Annotated in this window: 12 protein-coding genes; 7 read left to right on the top strand and 5 right to left on the bottom strand. The window is 61.3% G+C overall.

Features of this window, described 5'->3' with window-relative positions; genetic code table 11:
- Positions 1-10: 10 nt before the first annotated feature.
- Entirely contained in the window at positions 11-1,207 is a 1,197-nt protein-coding gene (locus JL100_RS10220; protein ID WP_407696977.1) for an IS256 family transposase, read from the top strand.
- A complete protein-coding gene (gene tnpC, locus JL100_RS10215; protein WP_202685838.1) occupies positions 1,180-2,538 on the top strand; it encodes an IS66 family transposase in 1,359 nt (452 codons plus the stop codon). The genes JL100_RS10220 and tnpC overlap by 28 nt, the downstream gene beginning before the upstream one ends.
- Before the next feature lie 117 nt (positions 2,539-2,655).
- Here the strand turns inward: tnpC and JL100_RS10210 are convergent, their stop codons facing one another.
- Positions 2,656-3,648 carry a hypothetical protein gene (locus tag JL100_RS10210; protein ID WP_228421179.1) on the bottom strand — a complete coding sequence of 331 codons (993 nt, stop codon included), beginning with the start codon at positions 3,646-3,648 and terminating at the stop codon, positions 2,656-2,658.
- 316 nt (positions 3,649-3,964) lie between these two features.
- Here JL100_RS10210 and JL100_RS10205 point away from each other — a divergent pair, with 316 nt between their 5' ends.
- Positions 3,965-4,855: a tyrosine-type recombinase/integrase gene (locus tag JL100_RS10205; RefSeq protein ID WP_228421178.1), complete on the top strand. Its 891-nt coding sequence runs from the start codon at positions 3,965-3,967 to the stop codon at positions 4,853-4,855.
- A gap of 182 nt (positions 4,856-5,037) precedes the next feature.
- A complete protein-coding gene (locus JL100_RS10200; protein ID WP_202685841.1) occupies positions 5,038-6,240 on the top strand; it encodes an IS256 family transposase in 1,203 nt (400 codons plus the stop codon).
- Positions 6,241-6,846: 606 nt separating this feature from the next.
- Here the strand turns inward: JL100_RS10200 and JL100_RS10195 are convergent.
- The 4 genes from JL100_RS10195 to JL100_RS10180 all read right to left on the bottom strand — a co-directional run bounded on the left by JL100_RS10195 (position 6,847) and on the right by JL100_RS10180 (position 12,461).
- Complete coding sequence (locus JL100_RS10195) at positions 6,847-7,929, bottom strand: serine/threonine-protein kinase (RefSeq protein WP_202685764.1); 1,083 nt, start codon at positions 7,927-7,929, stop codon at positions 6,847-6,849.
- Positions 7,926-9,005, bottom strand: coding sequence for a serine/threonine-protein kinase (locus JL100_RS10190; RefSeq protein ID WP_202685765.1), 1,080 nt, complete (start codon positions 9,003-9,005; stop codon positions 7,926-7,928). Before JL100_RS10190 ends, JL100_RS10195 begins: the two co-directional genes overlap by 4 nt.
- Positions 8,998-10,101 (bottom strand): PP2C family protein-serine/threonine phosphatase, encoded by a 1,104-nt coding sequence (locus tag JL100_RS10185; protein ID WP_228421177.1) that lies wholly within the window; start codon positions 10,099-10,101, stop codon positions 8,998-9,000. Before JL100_RS10185 ends, JL100_RS10190 begins: the two co-directional genes overlap by 8 nt.
- Positions 10,102-11,552: 1,451 nt before the next feature.
- Complete coding sequence (locus JL100_RS10180; protein ID WP_202685144.1) at positions 11,553-12,461, bottom strand: LysR family transcriptional regulator; 909 nt, start codon at positions 12,459-12,461, stop codon at positions 11,553-11,555.
- Positions 12,462-12,615: 154 nt separating this feature from the next.
- On the opposite strand from JL100_RS10180, the gene JL100_RS10175 reads away from it, so the two are divergent.
- Genes JL100_RS10175 through allB form a run of 3 tightly spaced genes read left to right on the top strand, consistent with a single transcriptional unit; the run spans position 12,616 to position 15,949 of the window.
- Complete coding sequence (locus tag JL100_RS10175) at positions 12,616-13,659, top strand: ABC transporter substrate-binding protein (RefSeq protein ID WP_202685143.1); 1,044 nt, start codon at positions 12,616-12,618, stop codon at positions 13,657-13,659.
- A gap of 14 nt (positions 13,660-13,673) precedes the next feature.
- Positions 13,674-14,465, top strand: a complete 792-nt coding sequence (locus JL100_RS10170; RefSeq protein ID WP_202685142.1) for an SDR family NAD(P)-dependent oxidoreductase — start codon at positions 13,674-13,676, stop codon at positions 14,463-14,465.
- 17 nt (positions 14,466-14,482) lie between these two features.
- Positions 14,483-15,949 (top strand): allantoinase AllB, encoded by a 1,467-nt coding sequence (gene allB / locus JL100_RS10165; protein ID WP_202685141.1) that lies wholly within the window; start codon positions 14,483-14,485, stop codon positions 15,947-15,949.
- Positions 15,950-15,959: the final 10 nt, after the last annotated feature.

Raw genomic sequence — 15,959 nt, 5'->3', positions numbered from 1 at the left:
GAGACCCTGAATGGCCCGACGCAAAGATCCTGTTATCCCTGACGCGATCCTTGACCAGCTGCTGGCTGGAGCCGATGCGAAGACGGCATTCGACCAGAACGGCCTGCTCGACCAGCTGAAGAAGGCGCTGACGGAGCGGGCGCTGAAGGCGGAGCTGGATCATCATCTGGCTGGAGATGAGAGCGGCAACCGTCGCAACGGTTACGGCCACAAGACGGTGCTGACCGATGGCGGCTCGATGGGTCTGTCCATTCCCCGCGATCGGTCGGGGACGTTCGATCCGGCGCTGATCGGCAAATACCAGCGGCGCTTCCCCGGCTTCGACGAGAAGATCATCTCAATGTACGCACGCGGCATGTCAACCCGGGAGATCACGGGACACCTGCGGGAGCTCTATGGCATCGAGGTGTCGGCCGACCTGATCTCCACGGTGACGGACGCCGTGATCGAGGAGGTGACGGCCTGGCAGAACCGGCCGCTGGAGGCGATCTACCCCCTGGTGTTCCTGGATGCCATCCGGGTCAAGATCCGCGACGAAGGTCTGGTCCGCAACAAGGCCATCCATGTCGCCATCGGCGTGCGGGCCGACGGCGCCAAGGAGGTGCTGGGCCTGTGGATCGAACAGAACGAGGGCGCCAAGTTCTGGCTGCGCGTCCTGAACGAGTTGAAGAACCGGGGTGTGGAGGACATCCTGCTGGCCGTCGTCGATGGGCTGAAAGGCTTTCCCGAGGCGATCGCGGCTGCCTATCCGGAGACGATTGTTCAGACTTGCGTCGTTCATCTGCTGCGCCACAGCATGGAGTTCGCGTCCTGGAAGGACCGCAAGGCCATCGCCGCCGCCCTGAAGACGGTCTACGACGCTGTCGACGACAAGGCCGCCGAGATGGCTCTGAGCGCCTTTGAGACCGGGCCTTGGGGCGAAAAATACGCGGCCATCGGCAAGGCTTGGCGGCGGGCGTGGCCGGAGGTCATCCCCTTCTTTGCCTTCCCGCGCGAGGTCCGGCGCATCCTTTACACGACCAATGCCATTGAAGCGTTGAACTCAAAGCTGCGCCGGGCGGTCCGGGCCAGGGGGCATTTCCCCAATGACGAGGCCGCGCTGAAGCTCCTGTTTCGTGATTGCTCACGGGGTTGGCGAAAAGGGTTGCGCTGCGGCTTGGAATATGAGTCAAGGATGGGATGGAGAAACCGCCGCGTTACCGTCTGAGTGAGGCTGAGAAGGACGCCCTGCTGGTCGAGCAGGCGGCGCTGATCGAGCGTCTGGCGGCGCGGGTTGCCGAACTGGAAGCGCTGATCGGGAAGCCGCGGAAGACGTCGGCCAATTCGCACATTCCGCCGTCGCAGGACGGCCCCGGCGGTGCGTCGCGTACGGCGGACGCCAAGCGCCGGCGCAAGCCGCGGCCGTCGCGCCCCGGAGTATCGCGCCCGCTGGCCGACGATCCGGACCGGACCGAGCGCCGCCTGGTCGAGGGCTGCCCGCATTGCGGGACGGCGGTGCCCGAGAGCGCCCAGCGGTGCCGGCACCGCTACGACCACATCGACCTTCCGGTGATCCGCCCGGTGGTGACGCGGGTCGAGCTGTTCGGCGGCCGGTGCGGCGATTGCGGGCGGCGCTACCGGGCCGCCCCGCCCGCCGCCATGCCGCCGGGCACCCCGTTCGGACCGGGCATCCGGGCACTGCTGGCCTATCTGCACCACAGCCATCATGTCGGCTTCGAGCGGCTGTCGCGGATGCTGGAGGAGTTGTTCGGACTGACGATCTCAGAGGGCGCCATCGCCAATGCGTTGCGCCGCATGGGCACGGCGTTCGACACGGCCTGCGCGGCGATCAAGGCCAAACTCCTGGGGGCTTCCGTCATCGCCTCGGACGAGACCACGACGCGGGTCAACGGCGTGATCCACTGGCAATGGGTGTTCCATTCCGGGCAAGCCGTGCTGCACACCATCGCCCCCAGCCGCGCCCGGGCGGTGGCCGCCGGGATCCTGGGCGGGCATCGGCCCGAGGTCTGGATCTCCGACCGCTACGCCGGGCAGCAGGAACTGGGACGGGTCCACCAGGTCTGCCTGGCCCACGTTCTCAGGGACGTGCAGTACGCCATCGACTGCGGCGACACCATGGTCGCACCCAGGATCCGCGATCACCTGCTCTGGGCCATCCGCGTCGGCAAACGAAGACCGGGCCTGAAGGACAGCACGCTTGCCGCCTACGCCGCAAAGGCCGAGCGCGGCCTCGATGCCCTGGTCGGTACCCCCGCCGCCCATCCGGCCGGACGCGAGTTGCAGCGGCTGGTCAAGGCATGGCGCGGCAAGTTCTTCGTCTTCCTCGCCGACCGCCGCGTGCCGCCGACCAACAACGCCAGCGAGCAGGAAATTCGCCCGTCCGTGGTCTTCCGCAAGGTCACCAACGGCTTCCGATCCGACTGGGGACCCGGCATCCACGCCGGGTATCGATCCGTGACAGGAACGGCGCGTCGGCAAGGTCAATCCGCCTGGACCGCCGTACGCCACCTCGTCGGTGGAACCTTCGCCGTCACCTGACGGCTCGCGATCCGCCAACCCCGTGAGCAATTACCCTGTTTCTCGTCTTGAACCGCGCGGAGAAAGACTGGAAGATGCCGCCCCGGGAATGGACGGCCGCCAAAGCCCAGATGGCTGTCATCTTCGGCGACCGGTTCGCAAAGGCGATGACCGCCTGATACTGAACCCGCCCCGCCAAGCACGGAATTCCCGACAGTCCCAGTCGCTGTCCACCCAGGCGTCGCCGAGCGGCGACAGGAACCGCTTGACCATCTCGGTCTTGCCGCCACCCTGCTGGCCGATGATCACCGGCATCATGTGATTGCCGACCGTCATACCCCGGATCTTCCGGCCGACCTGCCAGATGAAGTGCTGGAGGACAGCCTTGACCAGGTGATGATCCTGGTCGTAGTCGGCCAGCACAGCCTGGAGGAACAGGTCCCACTGCTGGTCTGTCTCGGCGTGCTCATCTTCCTGAATGCCGCCGCCCACTTTGTCAGCGAGCCAGAACAGGATCTCCGCCCGCTTCTGCACCACCCATTCGTTCCAAGCCCGCTCAATGCCGGCCTCGGTGAAGCCGAGCTTGTGATCCTCGTTGAAGATCTTCATCTGATCGACGACCCGCCTCACGTCGATCTCCCGCGGACTCCAGATTTCGTTGAAGCGGTCGAGGTACTCGTCGTCGGTCTCCTGGAGGCGGACTTCGCTACCGTCCGCCCGGATCAACACCCGCTTGGTAACCCGGACCCTGTCCTTGAGCGTCGGCTCCAAGCCAAACTGATCGGTGTAGGCCCGAATGAATTCAGCAAGGCTCGTCGGGAAAAATCCCAGAACCTCGGCGACCTTGGCCCTGGCGATCTTTCGCTTGGTCAGGTTGACGTTCAGGCCGACCTCACCCTTCAAGAACTCCGCGACGACATCAACATCGTCGGGGCTCAGGTTCTCGACCGGGAGCCGGGCCAGTACGGTGTCGGCGAAGTTGGCAGGGGCTGCACGGTCCAGGGCCGTTGTACCCAGGCGAATCTCCTCGAGGATACCGACAACATCCGGCTGTCCAGCGAACTTGGTGACAAGGCTCATTCCATAACCCTCATTCAGTCGGGGCTCGATTGCCGCGACGAGGGTCACCATGAACAATCCTCACCCCGCGGGTCCAAATTGCAGGAACACCCCCGGAAAAATCAAAAACGGGAATAATGAGCCAAGGAACATGGTCTGATAGAATGGCGAGTTGGCCCAGCCATTTCGGCAATCCAAATCTGCCGCGACACAAAGCTTGGCTCAGTATAGTAGGCGGCAGACAATAGCACTGTCCTCAGCAGCCAAGGCCCTCACATGCCCCTCCTCGGCTCCACCAAACCGGACTCCGACTGGTATGTTCTAGGGCCGATCCAAAGCGGAACCAGTGGTCAGATTGACAGCGGCTCGGTCTATGGGACCGTCCTGCATGGACAACTGGATTTGCCGGTGCAGGAGGATCTACGTGGCAGCGGTTTACAAGCGGGGGCGGACATGGTGGGTCCGGTTTACATGGCACGGACAGGAGGTCCGAAGGTCAGCCCGAACCTCGTCGAAAGTTGTGGCTCAGCAGTATCTTGCTCAACTGGTTGAGGAACGCCGACGGCTGGACCGAGGCGGCCGTCCCCGTCACACCTTTGATGAGGCTGTCGAGCGATTTATCGGCGAGCACCTTCCATCGCTCAAACCTCTAGCTGCCCGCCGATACCTCTTCAGCCTAAAGATGTTGAACCCGCACTTCGTCGGGGCCTATCTGGATGAGGTCACGAAGACGAAGATCCTAGCCTATGTCAGCTTCCGGAGAAAACAGGGCATATCGCCATCAACAATCAGACGCGACCTGGCTTGCCTCTCATCGATGCTGCAACTCGCTATCTCATGGGAGTGGGTTGATGCAAATCCGATCCGGACCCTGGACCGGCGACTCTTGAAGGAAGGAGACCCTCGAAGACGCTACCTGAGCCATGAGGAGCAGGAACGGCTTCTCGTTGCGGCGGGGTCTTATCTCAAGCCGATGGTCGGGTTCGCTATCGAAACCGGTCTTCGCCTGGAGGAGCAACTGTCTCTGGAGTGGTCACAGGTCAACCAGCGGCGTCACGAACTCACTCTCACCAAAACCAAGACCAGCAATCCAAGGGTGGTCCCCCTCACCGATCAGGCCGCACAGATCCTGGCACAGCAGCCACGACATCTGACCTCGCCCTACGTGTTCTGCAAACCAGATGGATCACGGTACCTCAGGCTAACTCGTGGGCTGGATGGGGCCGCATCGCGGGCTGGGATAAGCGATCTTCGATGGCATGATCTCCGCCGAAGGTAACGTCCAACGGAGTGGTGGAAATTGGCCCTTGAAGGGTTGAGGCGGCCCGGGTGGAGCTCGCAGAGCGGAGCCCGGGCCGCCTCAACCCTCCGCCGCTGGGGCCGCAACGACGTGGAGGTGGTCATCACGCTCTTCAGGTAAGGTCGAGTTGCGACACGAGACCAGACCCCGAGAGAGGCATGATGACCAAGGATACGATGACACTTCTGCTCGACCAGATCCAGGCCAGTACCGATGGCGACTTCCTGCGCGCCATCGCCGCTCACACGCTCCAGCGACTGATGGAGTTCGAGGTCGACGGCCTGATCGGCGCCGGGCGCCATGAGCGGTCCGACGAGCGCACCACATACCGCAACGGACATCGGGATCGTCAGCTGGAAACCCGGCTCGGCACGCTCGACCTGAAGATCCCGAAGCTGCGCCAGGGCACCTACTTTCCGGCCTTCCTGGAGCCTCGCAAGACCGCCGAGAAGGCGCTGACGGCCGTGATCCAGGAAGCGTGGATCCAGGGCGTGTCCACCCGCAAGGTCGATGACCTGGTCCAGGCGCTGGGCATGACCGGCATCTCCAAGTCGCAGGTCTCGGCCCTGTGCCAGGACATCGACACCCGCGTGCTGTCCTTCCTCGAGCGGCCGCTGGACGGCGAGTGGCCCTACCTCTGGCTCGATGCGACCTACATCAAGGTCCGCCAGAATGGCCGCATCGTGTCGATCGCGGCGATAATCGCCACCGGTGTCAACCAGGACGGCCGCCGCGAGATCCTCGGGCTCGGCCTGGGCCAGTCGGAAGCCGCCACCTTCTGGATCGAGTTTCTGCGGGGGCTGGTCCGTCGCGGTCTGAAGGGCGTGAAGCTGGTGATCTCCGACGCCCACGAAGGTCTCAAGGCGGCTATCACCCAGGTCCTGAGCGCCACTTGGCAGAGGTGCCGGGTTCATTTCATGAGATCGCTCTTGGCCCATGTGCCGAAAAGCCAGCAGTCGGTCGTCTCGGCCGCTGTCCGGCAGGTCTTCGTCCAGCCCGATCGCGAGACTGCCGGACAAGCCTGGCGCCACGTCGCCGATCAGCTCCGCCCACGCTTTCCCAAGGTCGCCGCCCTGCTTGACGATGCCGAACACGACGTGCTCGCCTACATGGACTATCCTGAACCCCATCGTAGCAAATTGCACTCGACCAATCCGATCGAACGCCTGAACAAGGAAGTAAAGCGCCGGACCAATGTCGTCGGGATCTTCCCGAACGAGGCCAGTGTTCGCAGGCTTGTTGGTGCTGTACTTCTCGAGCAAAACGACGAGTGGCAACTACAACATCGTTACCTGACGCTTGAGACCATGACCGGCATGGTCGCCAGTGATGAAGCAGCCCTCGCCGCGCTGACCAAGACCTGACCTACGGTGCTGATGGCCTCCTCCCAATTTACACCAGCTTGACGGACGCAATCCCGCCGAACCTGTGGCTGCCGCCTCCTACAGGACTACGGTATGGACCTATACCGGGTCAGCAAGTGGTTGGGGCACAAGTCGGTTGCCATGACCGAAAGGGCCTACGTCTTCCTCAGAGTCGACGACCTGCATGCGGTGATCCGCCCCGGTACAAAGGTCGGCACAGGGAACGCGGATTGATCGCCGGACGACTGGCCCGCCAAACGAAAAACCCCTGCCAAGTGCTTGACTTGGCAGGGGTTTTAACTGGTAGCGGAGGAGGGATTTGAACCCCCGACACAAGGATTATGATGTCTCCACCTAATGACTGCGATACGCCCGAACCTCTTGATCTTGCTGATCTTTTCGGTAGCGAAGACCGATCTGATAGGGGTTCTCTGCATTGACAGTCGGATGTGAGTCGGCACACTGCCACCTCCTCATCCCGCAACTTGAGCCATTCCTGATCAGGCTCACTCGGGTGTGTGTGGCGGCATTATCGCTCAAGTCACTGGGCTGCTAACCCGCATATGAAGCCTTATCAGATGCCGCTCTAACAACAGCACGAAAGCTTTAAGAATGTAACCTCAAGGCAATCACTGGATGAGCCCGATCCGCTTCGCCCCCAGGAAATCTTGCAAAACTGACCTTCTCTCCGACTGCTGGTTGGCGGCCGTAGACACTTGCAACATGGAAGAAAACATCATGACCTGACGCATCTTGAATAAACCCATAGGTCGGTCGTTGCATAACTCTGAGGACGCCAATCTCACGACTCTCCATCGAGTAGCATAATTGTTCACATTGGCTGACTAAACTATCAGCCGTCGGCCGACTGGCTTCATCCTTCTGAAGGCAAGACGAAACGATACTGAAAAGTTCCTTGCCAAGAAGAGACATCTGCGAGTTGGCCGATATCTCAGGAGGAATGGCAGGAGGTTTTGCTTCAATTATTGCATGAATAGCCTTCAAACTTGATCCGAAAGGTTTCTTGCCGCTCATTAACTCGTACATCATGGCTCCAAGAGCCCAAACATCTGCCGGTTTGCCAGCGTCTCTGGGGCTCTCAATCATTTCAGGAGACATGTAAGGCAGGGCACCTACCATGGTCTGTGATCCAGTGATAGATGCGTCGCCTCCTTCCTTCGCTTCTGCAAGTTCATCTTCGGCTAACTTCGCGATTCCAAAGTCTGTTATCTTGACTTGTGACAAACCATGTCCCCCAACCACCATAATGTTGCTGGGCTTGAGGTCACGATGAACTACATCTACATGATGTGACGCAGCCAGGCCTTTAGAGAGATAGTGTAGAACTCTGGCTGAGAGATATGGGTCAAGCAAGGGAATTTCATTGGTGAGGACAATCTTGAGATCTCTTCCATCAATAAATTCCTCAACCAAATAGTCTCGATCCTGGAAACTAAGGTAATCGAGCGTTTTCGCCACATTTGGGTGGTTGATCCTTGCACTAACAATGGCACTTCTTTTGAACCTCTTTTGAGCAGTATTGTTTTTTGGCGTCTTTACCGCAACAATACGTTTCAGGGATAAGTCTTTAGCTCTAAATACCTGCTGCATGCCTCCTTCACCAACATATGAGATTACTTCATAACGATCAGCAACAATATCACCAGTTTTGTGAATTGCTATGCTCACAGAACAACCTCCGGCTGAGAGATGTCTAATGTAACAAACGCTCTATCAAAGCCCCTATATGGTGCCCCGATAGAAATTACGCAAGATCCTGGAAACAAAAATCCATCATATATAAGTGAAGCATTAACATATACTTCATCGAGAACACTTTCGGCAACGTATCCAAAGCCATTGTACCGGATTTTAAGTGAGCCAACCTTGGTATTGCCTATGGTCACCACCTGTCCTATTTTGGTGAATTCATACACAGCCGGACCATTAATAAGTATAGCTCTATGCCTTCCATATAGAAGGTGACGTCCAATAGCGTCGGTAACTTCCTGCATTGTCGGTCGATCTTCAGGACTCTCCGACAAAGTACTGTCAAGGATATCAGTTAATGTCGTTGGTATACCTATAGTCAACTGAGAAAAGCTGCTGGCTGTTGAAAAAGGCTCCGGCGGCACTGCCATCAATGCGGCTGGTAATGTGCGTTCCGCGAGGTACCATGCCGTTGCTCCAAAGGCATAGGTATCAACCGCTTCTGAAAACTCCGCTGTACCAGTTTGATACAATTCGGGAGCAGCGAAGCCGACCGTTCCCACAAATCCTTTGGTTGCGGAATCCACTCCAGAGAATCGGGACAGCCCGAAGTCATACAACTTTACTATACCCTCTCCATCGAGTTTCATATTGCTCGGCTTGATGTCTCGATGTATCAAGCCGTGCGAGTGGATATCAGAGATGCCAGATGCTATCTGGAAGATAGTTTTCAAATACGCGTTGCTGGACAGACCCGTTTTGGCAACAGCGAATAAATCCAAGCCAGGTATGTAATCCTGAACAATGCCAACTGCTCTCCCTGAAGTATCGGTGATCACATCGAAGATCTCCACTACGTGCTTTGACCGTATACTTTGCAGAGCAGTCAATTCATCAGAGAGGCGGCGATACTCTGTCACTTCTTGCAACACCTTAATTGCGACCTGACGTTCAAGGAAGTTGTCGCGACATACAATGACGCTGCCCATACCGCCAGACATAGGATCGCCTTTTATTTCATAGCGATCTGGAAGGACCAGTGGTGGATTACTCATCTGTGAAGTCAATCCTTATCTGTGGCTTGGGTTTTTCCGATGTAGATCGCTCATCAAATACCCGCTCTGACTGATGAACAGGTTCTTGCATCGGTTGTATTCTAGGCACCTTTTTGCTGTGCCGTCTCTTAGGAATCCTTTTCTGGTTTTGCCTCGGAGTTATTACCGCTTGCTCACGGCCCACTCGCTCAGGATGTTCATGAACGCTTTCGGGAGGCCACCAGAAGTCAAACTGGCCGTAAGCATCGTAAGCCTCTACACCAGATAGCCTGTTGTCGCGTCCATGACGGATAGGGAATAGTGCCTTCAAATCACATATAACAGCAGAGGCATTGTCACGCCCGCCGGTCCAGTTCGCAACTCTCAACAACCTCTGAACGCCGAGCGATGGCCTCTCAGCATTATACAAAATTGATGACGAAAGCTCGTCTCCAATTGCATAAACGCCATCTGTTACTAGCAGTAGGAGATCATCTTCTGGACCGAACTTCAAATTCATGACGTGCGGGTCGAGACCTTCGCCCATCCCAACATATTGTAGAAGCCCCTTGCGACCGGGAACTTCTTCATTGCCTGCGGCGTTCCGATTTTTAACAAGTCCTGCTAATGTGTCATCCGTCGTAATCTGGTGCAAACCAGCACTTTTCGCGTACCGGTAGAGGCGACTGTCGCCTACGTGTACCGCAAATATTTGTGCATCCGTCTCCGATTCGATTGCTACTGCAGTTAATGTTGTTCCCCCGCGTTCCTGAAGTCTACGGTTGACGCTTACATTAGCATAATGAGCCGCCTCGCATACTCGGTCCTGAAGTGGACGGTCGTCAGTTGCCACCATAGCGGAAACGAATGTTGACATTGCAATGCGGGCTGCAAGTTCACCCTCTTGCATCCCTCCCATGCCGTCGCATACCGCGAAAATGTATGTGGATTTCCCATGATTGTAGGATGAGCGGATACGGGCCGCTAGAACCTTGTCTTGATTCTCGGTCCGCACCAAACCCGTTGATGTCCCCAAAGATGCGTAGCCCGATGCTATGTCGATTTGGGCGAGTGCAGGAATTGGTCTGCTGAGCCAGACTCCCAGGCTTTCCTGCAACTTACCCTTTGATATGTTATGATCCACGTTGCAGCCAGTTCAATCCGATAGTCATCATTCCTATAGATCTTTCATATAGATGCAAGCTTTTCAACCTAGTTCTGTCTTCGGCCACCACTTTTGATGAGCGAGCTAATCAAGCTTATCGGTGACATACCATTGGCACGGTTGGGCGGAGAGGGCGGCGTCGAGTACGTCTACACCCTCCAGGAAGCCTTCCGGCAGCATCCACGGCACTGCAACCATAACCCTCGCGGTCTTGAGCCTCGTGTGCAGCTTCGACATCCGGCGGCGACGGATGCTGCTCAACCCGGTACTCGTTGTCGAGCATCTTTCGGTCCAGCCCCGCCGGCCGGTGTGGTCATACGATGACCAACGGAGCTTGCTGGCTGTCGCTGACCAAACGATGCAAATGGACCTCTTGCTGGGTCTCTATACGGCCCACCGGCATGGGGATCTGCTCCGACTCCAATGCTCACAGTACGACGGTCGTCGCATCAGCTTGACCCAAGGCAAGACCGCTCAGGCGGTCAGCATCCTGGTCATGAACCCGCTCAGGATGCCTTGGATGCCCATCCCCGCGTGGGTGAATACGTCCTCCTGAACCACCGTGGAGAGCCTTTCAAGCAGCGACGGTTCGAGGAGCGGTGGACGGCCACCATGGTGGAGGCGGGCCTGACGGGCTTGCGGCTCCAGGATCTCCGCCGCACCGCGATGACCCGCATGGGCGAGGCCAACGATATCGGGATGAGGAGGTGGCAGTGTGCCGACTCACATCCGACTGTCAATGCAGAGAACCCCTATCAGATCGGTCTTCGCTACCGAAAAGATCAGCAAGATCAAGAGGTTCGGGCGTATCGCAGTCATTAGGTGGAGACATCATAATCCTTGTGTCGGGGGTTCAAATCCCTCCTCCGCTACCAGTAAAAAAGCCGGTCGGACCCAGGTTCGACCGGCTTTTTCATGTCCGCATACTCCGATCCGGGACGTTGCGGCGAGTGTCGGGCTCGACCGTCCTTGATGCCGACGAAAACGGCCCGCTTCGGAAACATGTCTGACTGCCCTCAGTTTATCCTGTCGCAGGCTCAAGCCCAGGCGGCGACTGCCAGGCAGAAGGCAATCATGCTGCCCAGCACCACCTCTCGCGTGACGAACGTCCCCTCGAAAACCACAGACAGGCGCCTCGCGAGGGATGGGCACCCGGGGGCGTCCCATGTCTTTCACCGAGCCACCCTGCAGGACATCGATGGGACAGGATGTCGATGGGGCATCCTCCGATAACGTCGGCGTTCGCCCCGTTGGCCAAGGACACCCATGCGGCGCTCTCACCGCCGGATTAATCCGCCTCCCCGGGCAGGCGGATCAGCGTCCGCCGGACTTCCGGTTCGCGAAGGACCTCCCGAAGCGGTCGCGATCGGGTCGAAGGTATCCGGCAGGAGCGCGGTGTCGGACTATATGGGCTGCGGCTTCATCCGGGCGTCGTCCAGCCGGCGCGCGAGCTGTTCGGCGAACTTGGCGGTCGCGACTGGCAGGGTGCGGCCGCGCTGCTGGCCCAGCACCAGCGGGCCATGCGCCATGTCCAGGTCGCTCAGGGGAAGCGCCACGAGGCCGGGGTCGGTTTCCGGGACCGGCGCGCCGATCTCGATCTGGAAAGTCACCACGCCGCCCGACCGCGCCAGGTTGCGCAGCATCTCGAAGGAGTTGGATTCCAGCTCCACCGACAGCTTGGCCGAGCTGACGGACAGCAGATCCTCCAGGATGGCGCGGGTCCCGAAGCTGCCGTCCGGCAGGGCGATCGGATATTGCGCGCAATCGCGCAGGCGCACGACCTTGTGCCCGGCCAGGGGATGGTCGGCGGCGACGATGGCGACGACCCGCTGGCCCAGCGTCATCAGCGGCTGGAACTCGGGCGTCCGGCGCGGGCTGAAGATGATCGCGAGGTCCGTCTCGTACTCGCGCAGCATCCGGATCGCCGAGCCCTGGTCCACCACCGAGACCTGGAAGCTGACCAGCGGGAAAGACTCCCGGAACTCCGATATCTGACGGGGCAGGAAGTAGTTTACCAGCGCCTGGCTGCACGCGATCCGGACATGGCCGCGCCTCATGCCGGACAGGTCCTCGATGTGCGAGCGTACCCGCTCCAGGTCGGCCGACTGGGTACGCACCCAGCGGATGAAGCTCTCCCCCGCCGCGGTCAGCCGGATCCCATGGGCGGAACGCTCGAAGATCGCGGCACCCAGATCCTCCTCCACGTCCTGGATCCGGCGCTGGAGCGCCGACGGCGTGACGTTGAGCTGTTCGGCCGCCTTGCGCAGCGAGCCGTACTTCGCCGCCTCGTCGACATAGCGCCAGATCCGCATGTGCCTCATACCGGCATACCCCGCTGTGTAGACTTTTCGTCTACACCCTAACAGGAAAACGGCGTTTGAGGCGCCATCGGATCGCGCATAGCGTCGTCTTCGTCCGGACGACGGGCATTCTCCCCTTCCCCACCCCATAGGAGGAACAGGCCACATGCGCAGCGTCATCAGCCAATGGCCCGCGGTTCTCGCGGGCGCCCTGGTCGGGGCTATCGGCCTGGCCGGCGCGGCATCCGCCCAGACACCGGTCAAGATGGTCCTCAACTGGAAATACCAGGGACCGCAGGCGCTGTTCTTCATCGCCGAGGACAAGGGATACTTCAAGGCGGAGGGGCTGGACGTCACCATCGACCAGGGCGAGGGTTCGGCCGCCTCCATCACCAAGGTGGCGACGGGAGCCTACGACGCCGGGTTCGGCGACGTGAACGCGCTGATCACCCTGGCCGCCAAGTCGCCCGACGAGGCGCCGGTCGCCGTCTTCATGATGTACAACACGCCGCCCTTCACGATCGCGGTGAAGGCGGACGGCCCGATCCGGACGCCCAGGGACCTGGAAGGCAAGACCATCGGCGGCCCCGCCAACGACGGCGCGCTCAAGCTGTTCCCGGCGTTCGCCCAGGTCGCGGGCATCGACGCCGGCAAGGTCTCCGTCACCAACATGCAGGCGAACCTGCGCGAGCAGATGCTCCAGCGCGGGCAGGTGGACGGGATCTTCGGCTACGTCAACACCATCGCCTTCAGCGCGAAGAGCGCCGGCATGGACCCGGACAAGGATTTCCGCTTCATCAATTACGGCGACTACGGGATGGACCTGTATTCCAACGCGATCGTCGTGTCCAAGCCGTTCCTGAACCGGAACGGGGACGCGGTGAAGGGCCTGGTCCGGGCGATCAACCGCGCGGCCAAGGACATGATCGCCGACCCCGCCGGCTCGGTCGCGGCCGTGATGAAGCGCGAGCCTCTGCTGAACGAGAAGGTCGAGATCGAGCGCACCGTCGCCACCCTGCGGATGGAGATGAACCATCCCGAGATCGCCACGATCGGCCTGGGGGACGTGGACGACGAGCGCCTGAAGCGCGCCATCGACATGGTGGTCGAGGCAAACGGCCTGGAGAACGCCCCGGAACCGTCCGCGGTCTTCACCGACGCCTATCTGCCGCCGCTGTCCGAACGGCCGACCGCCGTCATCAAGCAATAACCAGAAGAAGAACCATGGAACTGGGTTTGAAATCGCGGGTCGTGATGATCACCGGCCCCGCGAAGGGAATGGGAGAGGCCGTCACCCTGGCCTTCGCCGCAGAGGGCTGCCGGCTGGCCCTGGTCGGGCGCGACCTCGACGCGATCGAGCCGGTCGCCGCCAAGGTCCGGGCGCTGGGCGCGGAGGCGATCGTGATCCCCTGCGACATCACCGACGGGGCGCACTGCGCCGGGGCGGCCGAGCGGACGCTCGCGGCCTTCGGTCGGATCGACGTGCTGGTCAACGTGGCGGGCGGCTCCGGCCCGGTCGGCAAGACCGGCTGGGAGACCACCCGCGAGGAATTCGACGAGATCGTGGAGCTGAACATGGCGGGCTGCTTCAACACCATGAGCGCCGTCATGCCGACCTTCATCGACCAGCGCTACGGCAAAATCGTAAATGTCGGCGGCACCTTCGGGATGCGCGGCCGGGCCGGCCGGATGGCCTATTCGGCGTCCAAGTGGGGCCTGCGCGGCATCACCAAATCCTTCGCCCTTGAGGCCGGCCCCTACAACGTCAACGTCAACTGCGTGGCGCCGGGCATGGTCGAGGGGCCGCGCTTCCGCGGCAAGGTCGTGCCGGAAATGGCCCGGCGGCTGGGCATCACCGAGGAGGAGGCGGCCGAGCGGCACGCCGCCGACTACGCGCTGCGCCGCGTCTCCACCGGCGAGGATGTGGCCAAGGCTTGCCTCTTCCTCGCCAGCGACGCGGCCCGCCAGATCACCGGCGTCGACCTGCCGGTAGACGGCGGCTGGGCCTCCCTCTGACACAGGACGACAGGAACATGGAAACCGGAAAGACCCTCGCCGACCTCGTCATCACCGGCGGCACCATCGTTACCGACCAAGCCAGCTTCAGGGGCGCCGTCGCCGTCGAGGACGGCCGCATCCTGGCGGTGGGCGCGGACGAATCCATGCCGGCCGCGCGGGAGACCTTCGACGCGACCGGCCTGCACCTGCTGCCCGGCGCGATCGACGCCCATGTCCATTTCCGCGAACCGGGCTATACCCACAAGGAGGATTGGCGGACCGGAACGGCGGCGGCGGCCATGGGCGGGGTCACCACCGTGTTCGAGATGCCCAACACCGACCCGCCGACCGGCACCGTCGAGGCGCTGAGGATCAAGCAGCGGGCGGCGGCGAAGGCTCATGTGGACTACGGCCTGTACGGGCTGCTCGCCGAGGACAACCTGGACCAGCTGGACGGCCTGGTCGCGGGCGGCGTGGCCGCGTTCAAATGCTTCATGGGCAACACCTTCGGCAACCTGCCCTCGCCCTCCACCGGCGCCATGCTGGAAGGGTTCGAGATCATCGCCCGCCACGGGCTGCGCATCTCGCTCCATGCCGAGACCGCCTCCATCATGGCGTGGCGCCAGCGGAAGCTGATGGCCGCCGGCCGGCGCGACCCGCTGGCCCACCTGGCGTCGCGCCCCGCCGTGGTCGCGACCGAGGCGGTTTCGCGCGCCGCGATCCTGGCGGAATGGACCGGCGCCCGCATCCACGTGCTGCACATCTCCTCCGGCGACGAGCTGCGGCCGCTGCGGGAGGCGAAGGCGCGCGGCGTCGACGTCACCGGCGAGACCTGCCCGCACTACCTGCTGTTCGACGAGCGGGCCTATGCCGACCTGGGCTCGATCATCCGGGTAAACCCGCCGGTCCGCGAACAGCACCACCAGCAGGCGCTGTGGGAAGGGGTGCGCGACGGCACGATCGACATGATCGCGACCGACCACGCGCCGCACGACCCCGCGGAGAAGGTGCGCGACGACATCTGGACGGCCGATTGCGGCTTCCCCGGGGTCGAGACCCAGATGGCGCTGATGCTGACCCAGGTGAATGCCGGCCGGCTGTCGCTGAGCGACTATGTCCGGCTGTCCTCGACGGCGCCGGCGAAGGCGTTCGGCCTGCATCCCCGCAAGGGGGCGATCGTCCCCGGCGCCGACGCCGACCTGGCGCTGGTGGACATGGCCCGGCGCGAGACGATCCGGGCCGAGGCGCTGCATTCCCGCGGCAGGATCACGCCGTTCGAGGGATTCGAGACCGTGGGGGCGCCGATGCACACCCTGGTGCGCGGGCGCTTCGTGATGCGCGACCGCCGGCTGGTCGAGGATTCCTCCGGCTGGGGGCAGTCGGTCGGCCGCATCCAGTCCATGCCCGAGCCCCGGCCCTGCCACGTCGAGGAAACCACAGCGGCTATCACCGGCAACCGGCAGGACGGCGGGTCCGTCCGGCAGGTCCGGGCGGCCGAGTGAAGCCCGACCC

Source organism: Skermanella mucosa (assembly GCF_016765655.2).
Lineage (GTDB): Bacteria > Pseudomonadota > Alphaproteobacteria > Azospirillales > Azospirillaceae > Skermanella > Skermanella mucosa.
Note: the sequence above shows the minus strand (reverse complement) of the source record. Positions and strands in the feature narration are given on the sequence as shown.

What these genes read in the sequence shown, in the direction of transcription:
- JL100_RS10170 (WP_202685142.1), top strand. Translation starts at nt 13,674, where the DNA reads ATGGAACTGGGTTTGAAATCGCGGGTCGTGATGATCACCGGCCCCGCG.
- tnpC (WP_202685838.1), top strand. Translation starts at nt 1,180, where the DNA reads ATGGAGAAACCGCCGCGTTACCGTCTGAGTGAGGCTGAGAAGGACGCC.
- JL100_RS10205 (WP_228421178.1), top strand. Translation starts at nt 3,965, where the DNA reads ATGGACAACTGGATTTGCCGGTGCAGGAGGATCTACGTGGCAGCGGTT.
- JL100_RS10175 (WP_202685143.1), top strand. Translation starts at nt 12,616, where the DNA reads ATGCGCAGCGTCATCAGCCAATGGCCCGCGGTTCTCGCGGGCGCCCTG.
- JL100_RS10190 (WP_202685765.1), bottom strand. Translation starts at nt 9,005, where the DNA reads ATGAGTAATCCACCACTGGTCCTTCCAGATCGCTATGAAATAAAAGGC.
- JL100_RS10200 (WP_202685841.1), top strand. Translation starts at nt 5,038, where the DNA reads ATGACCAAGGATACGATGACACTTCTGCTCGACCAGATCCAGGCCAGT.
- JL100_RS10210 (WP_228421179.1), bottom strand. Translation starts at nt 3,648, where the DNA reads ATGGTGACCCTCGTCGCGGCAATCGAGCCCCGACTGAATGAGGGTTAT.
- JL100_RS10220 (WP_407696977.1), top strand. Translation starts at nt 11, where the DNA reads ATGGCCCGACGCAAAGATCCTGTTATCCCTGACGCGATCCTTGACCAG.
- JL100_RS10180 (WP_202685144.1), bottom strand. Translation starts at nt 12,461, where the DNA reads ATGCGGATCTGGCGCTATGTCGACGAGGCGGCGAAGTACGGCTCGCTG.
- allB (WP_202685141.1), top strand. Translation starts at nt 14,483, where the DNA reads ATGGAAACCGGAAAGACCCTCGCCGACCTCGTCATCACCGGCGGCACC.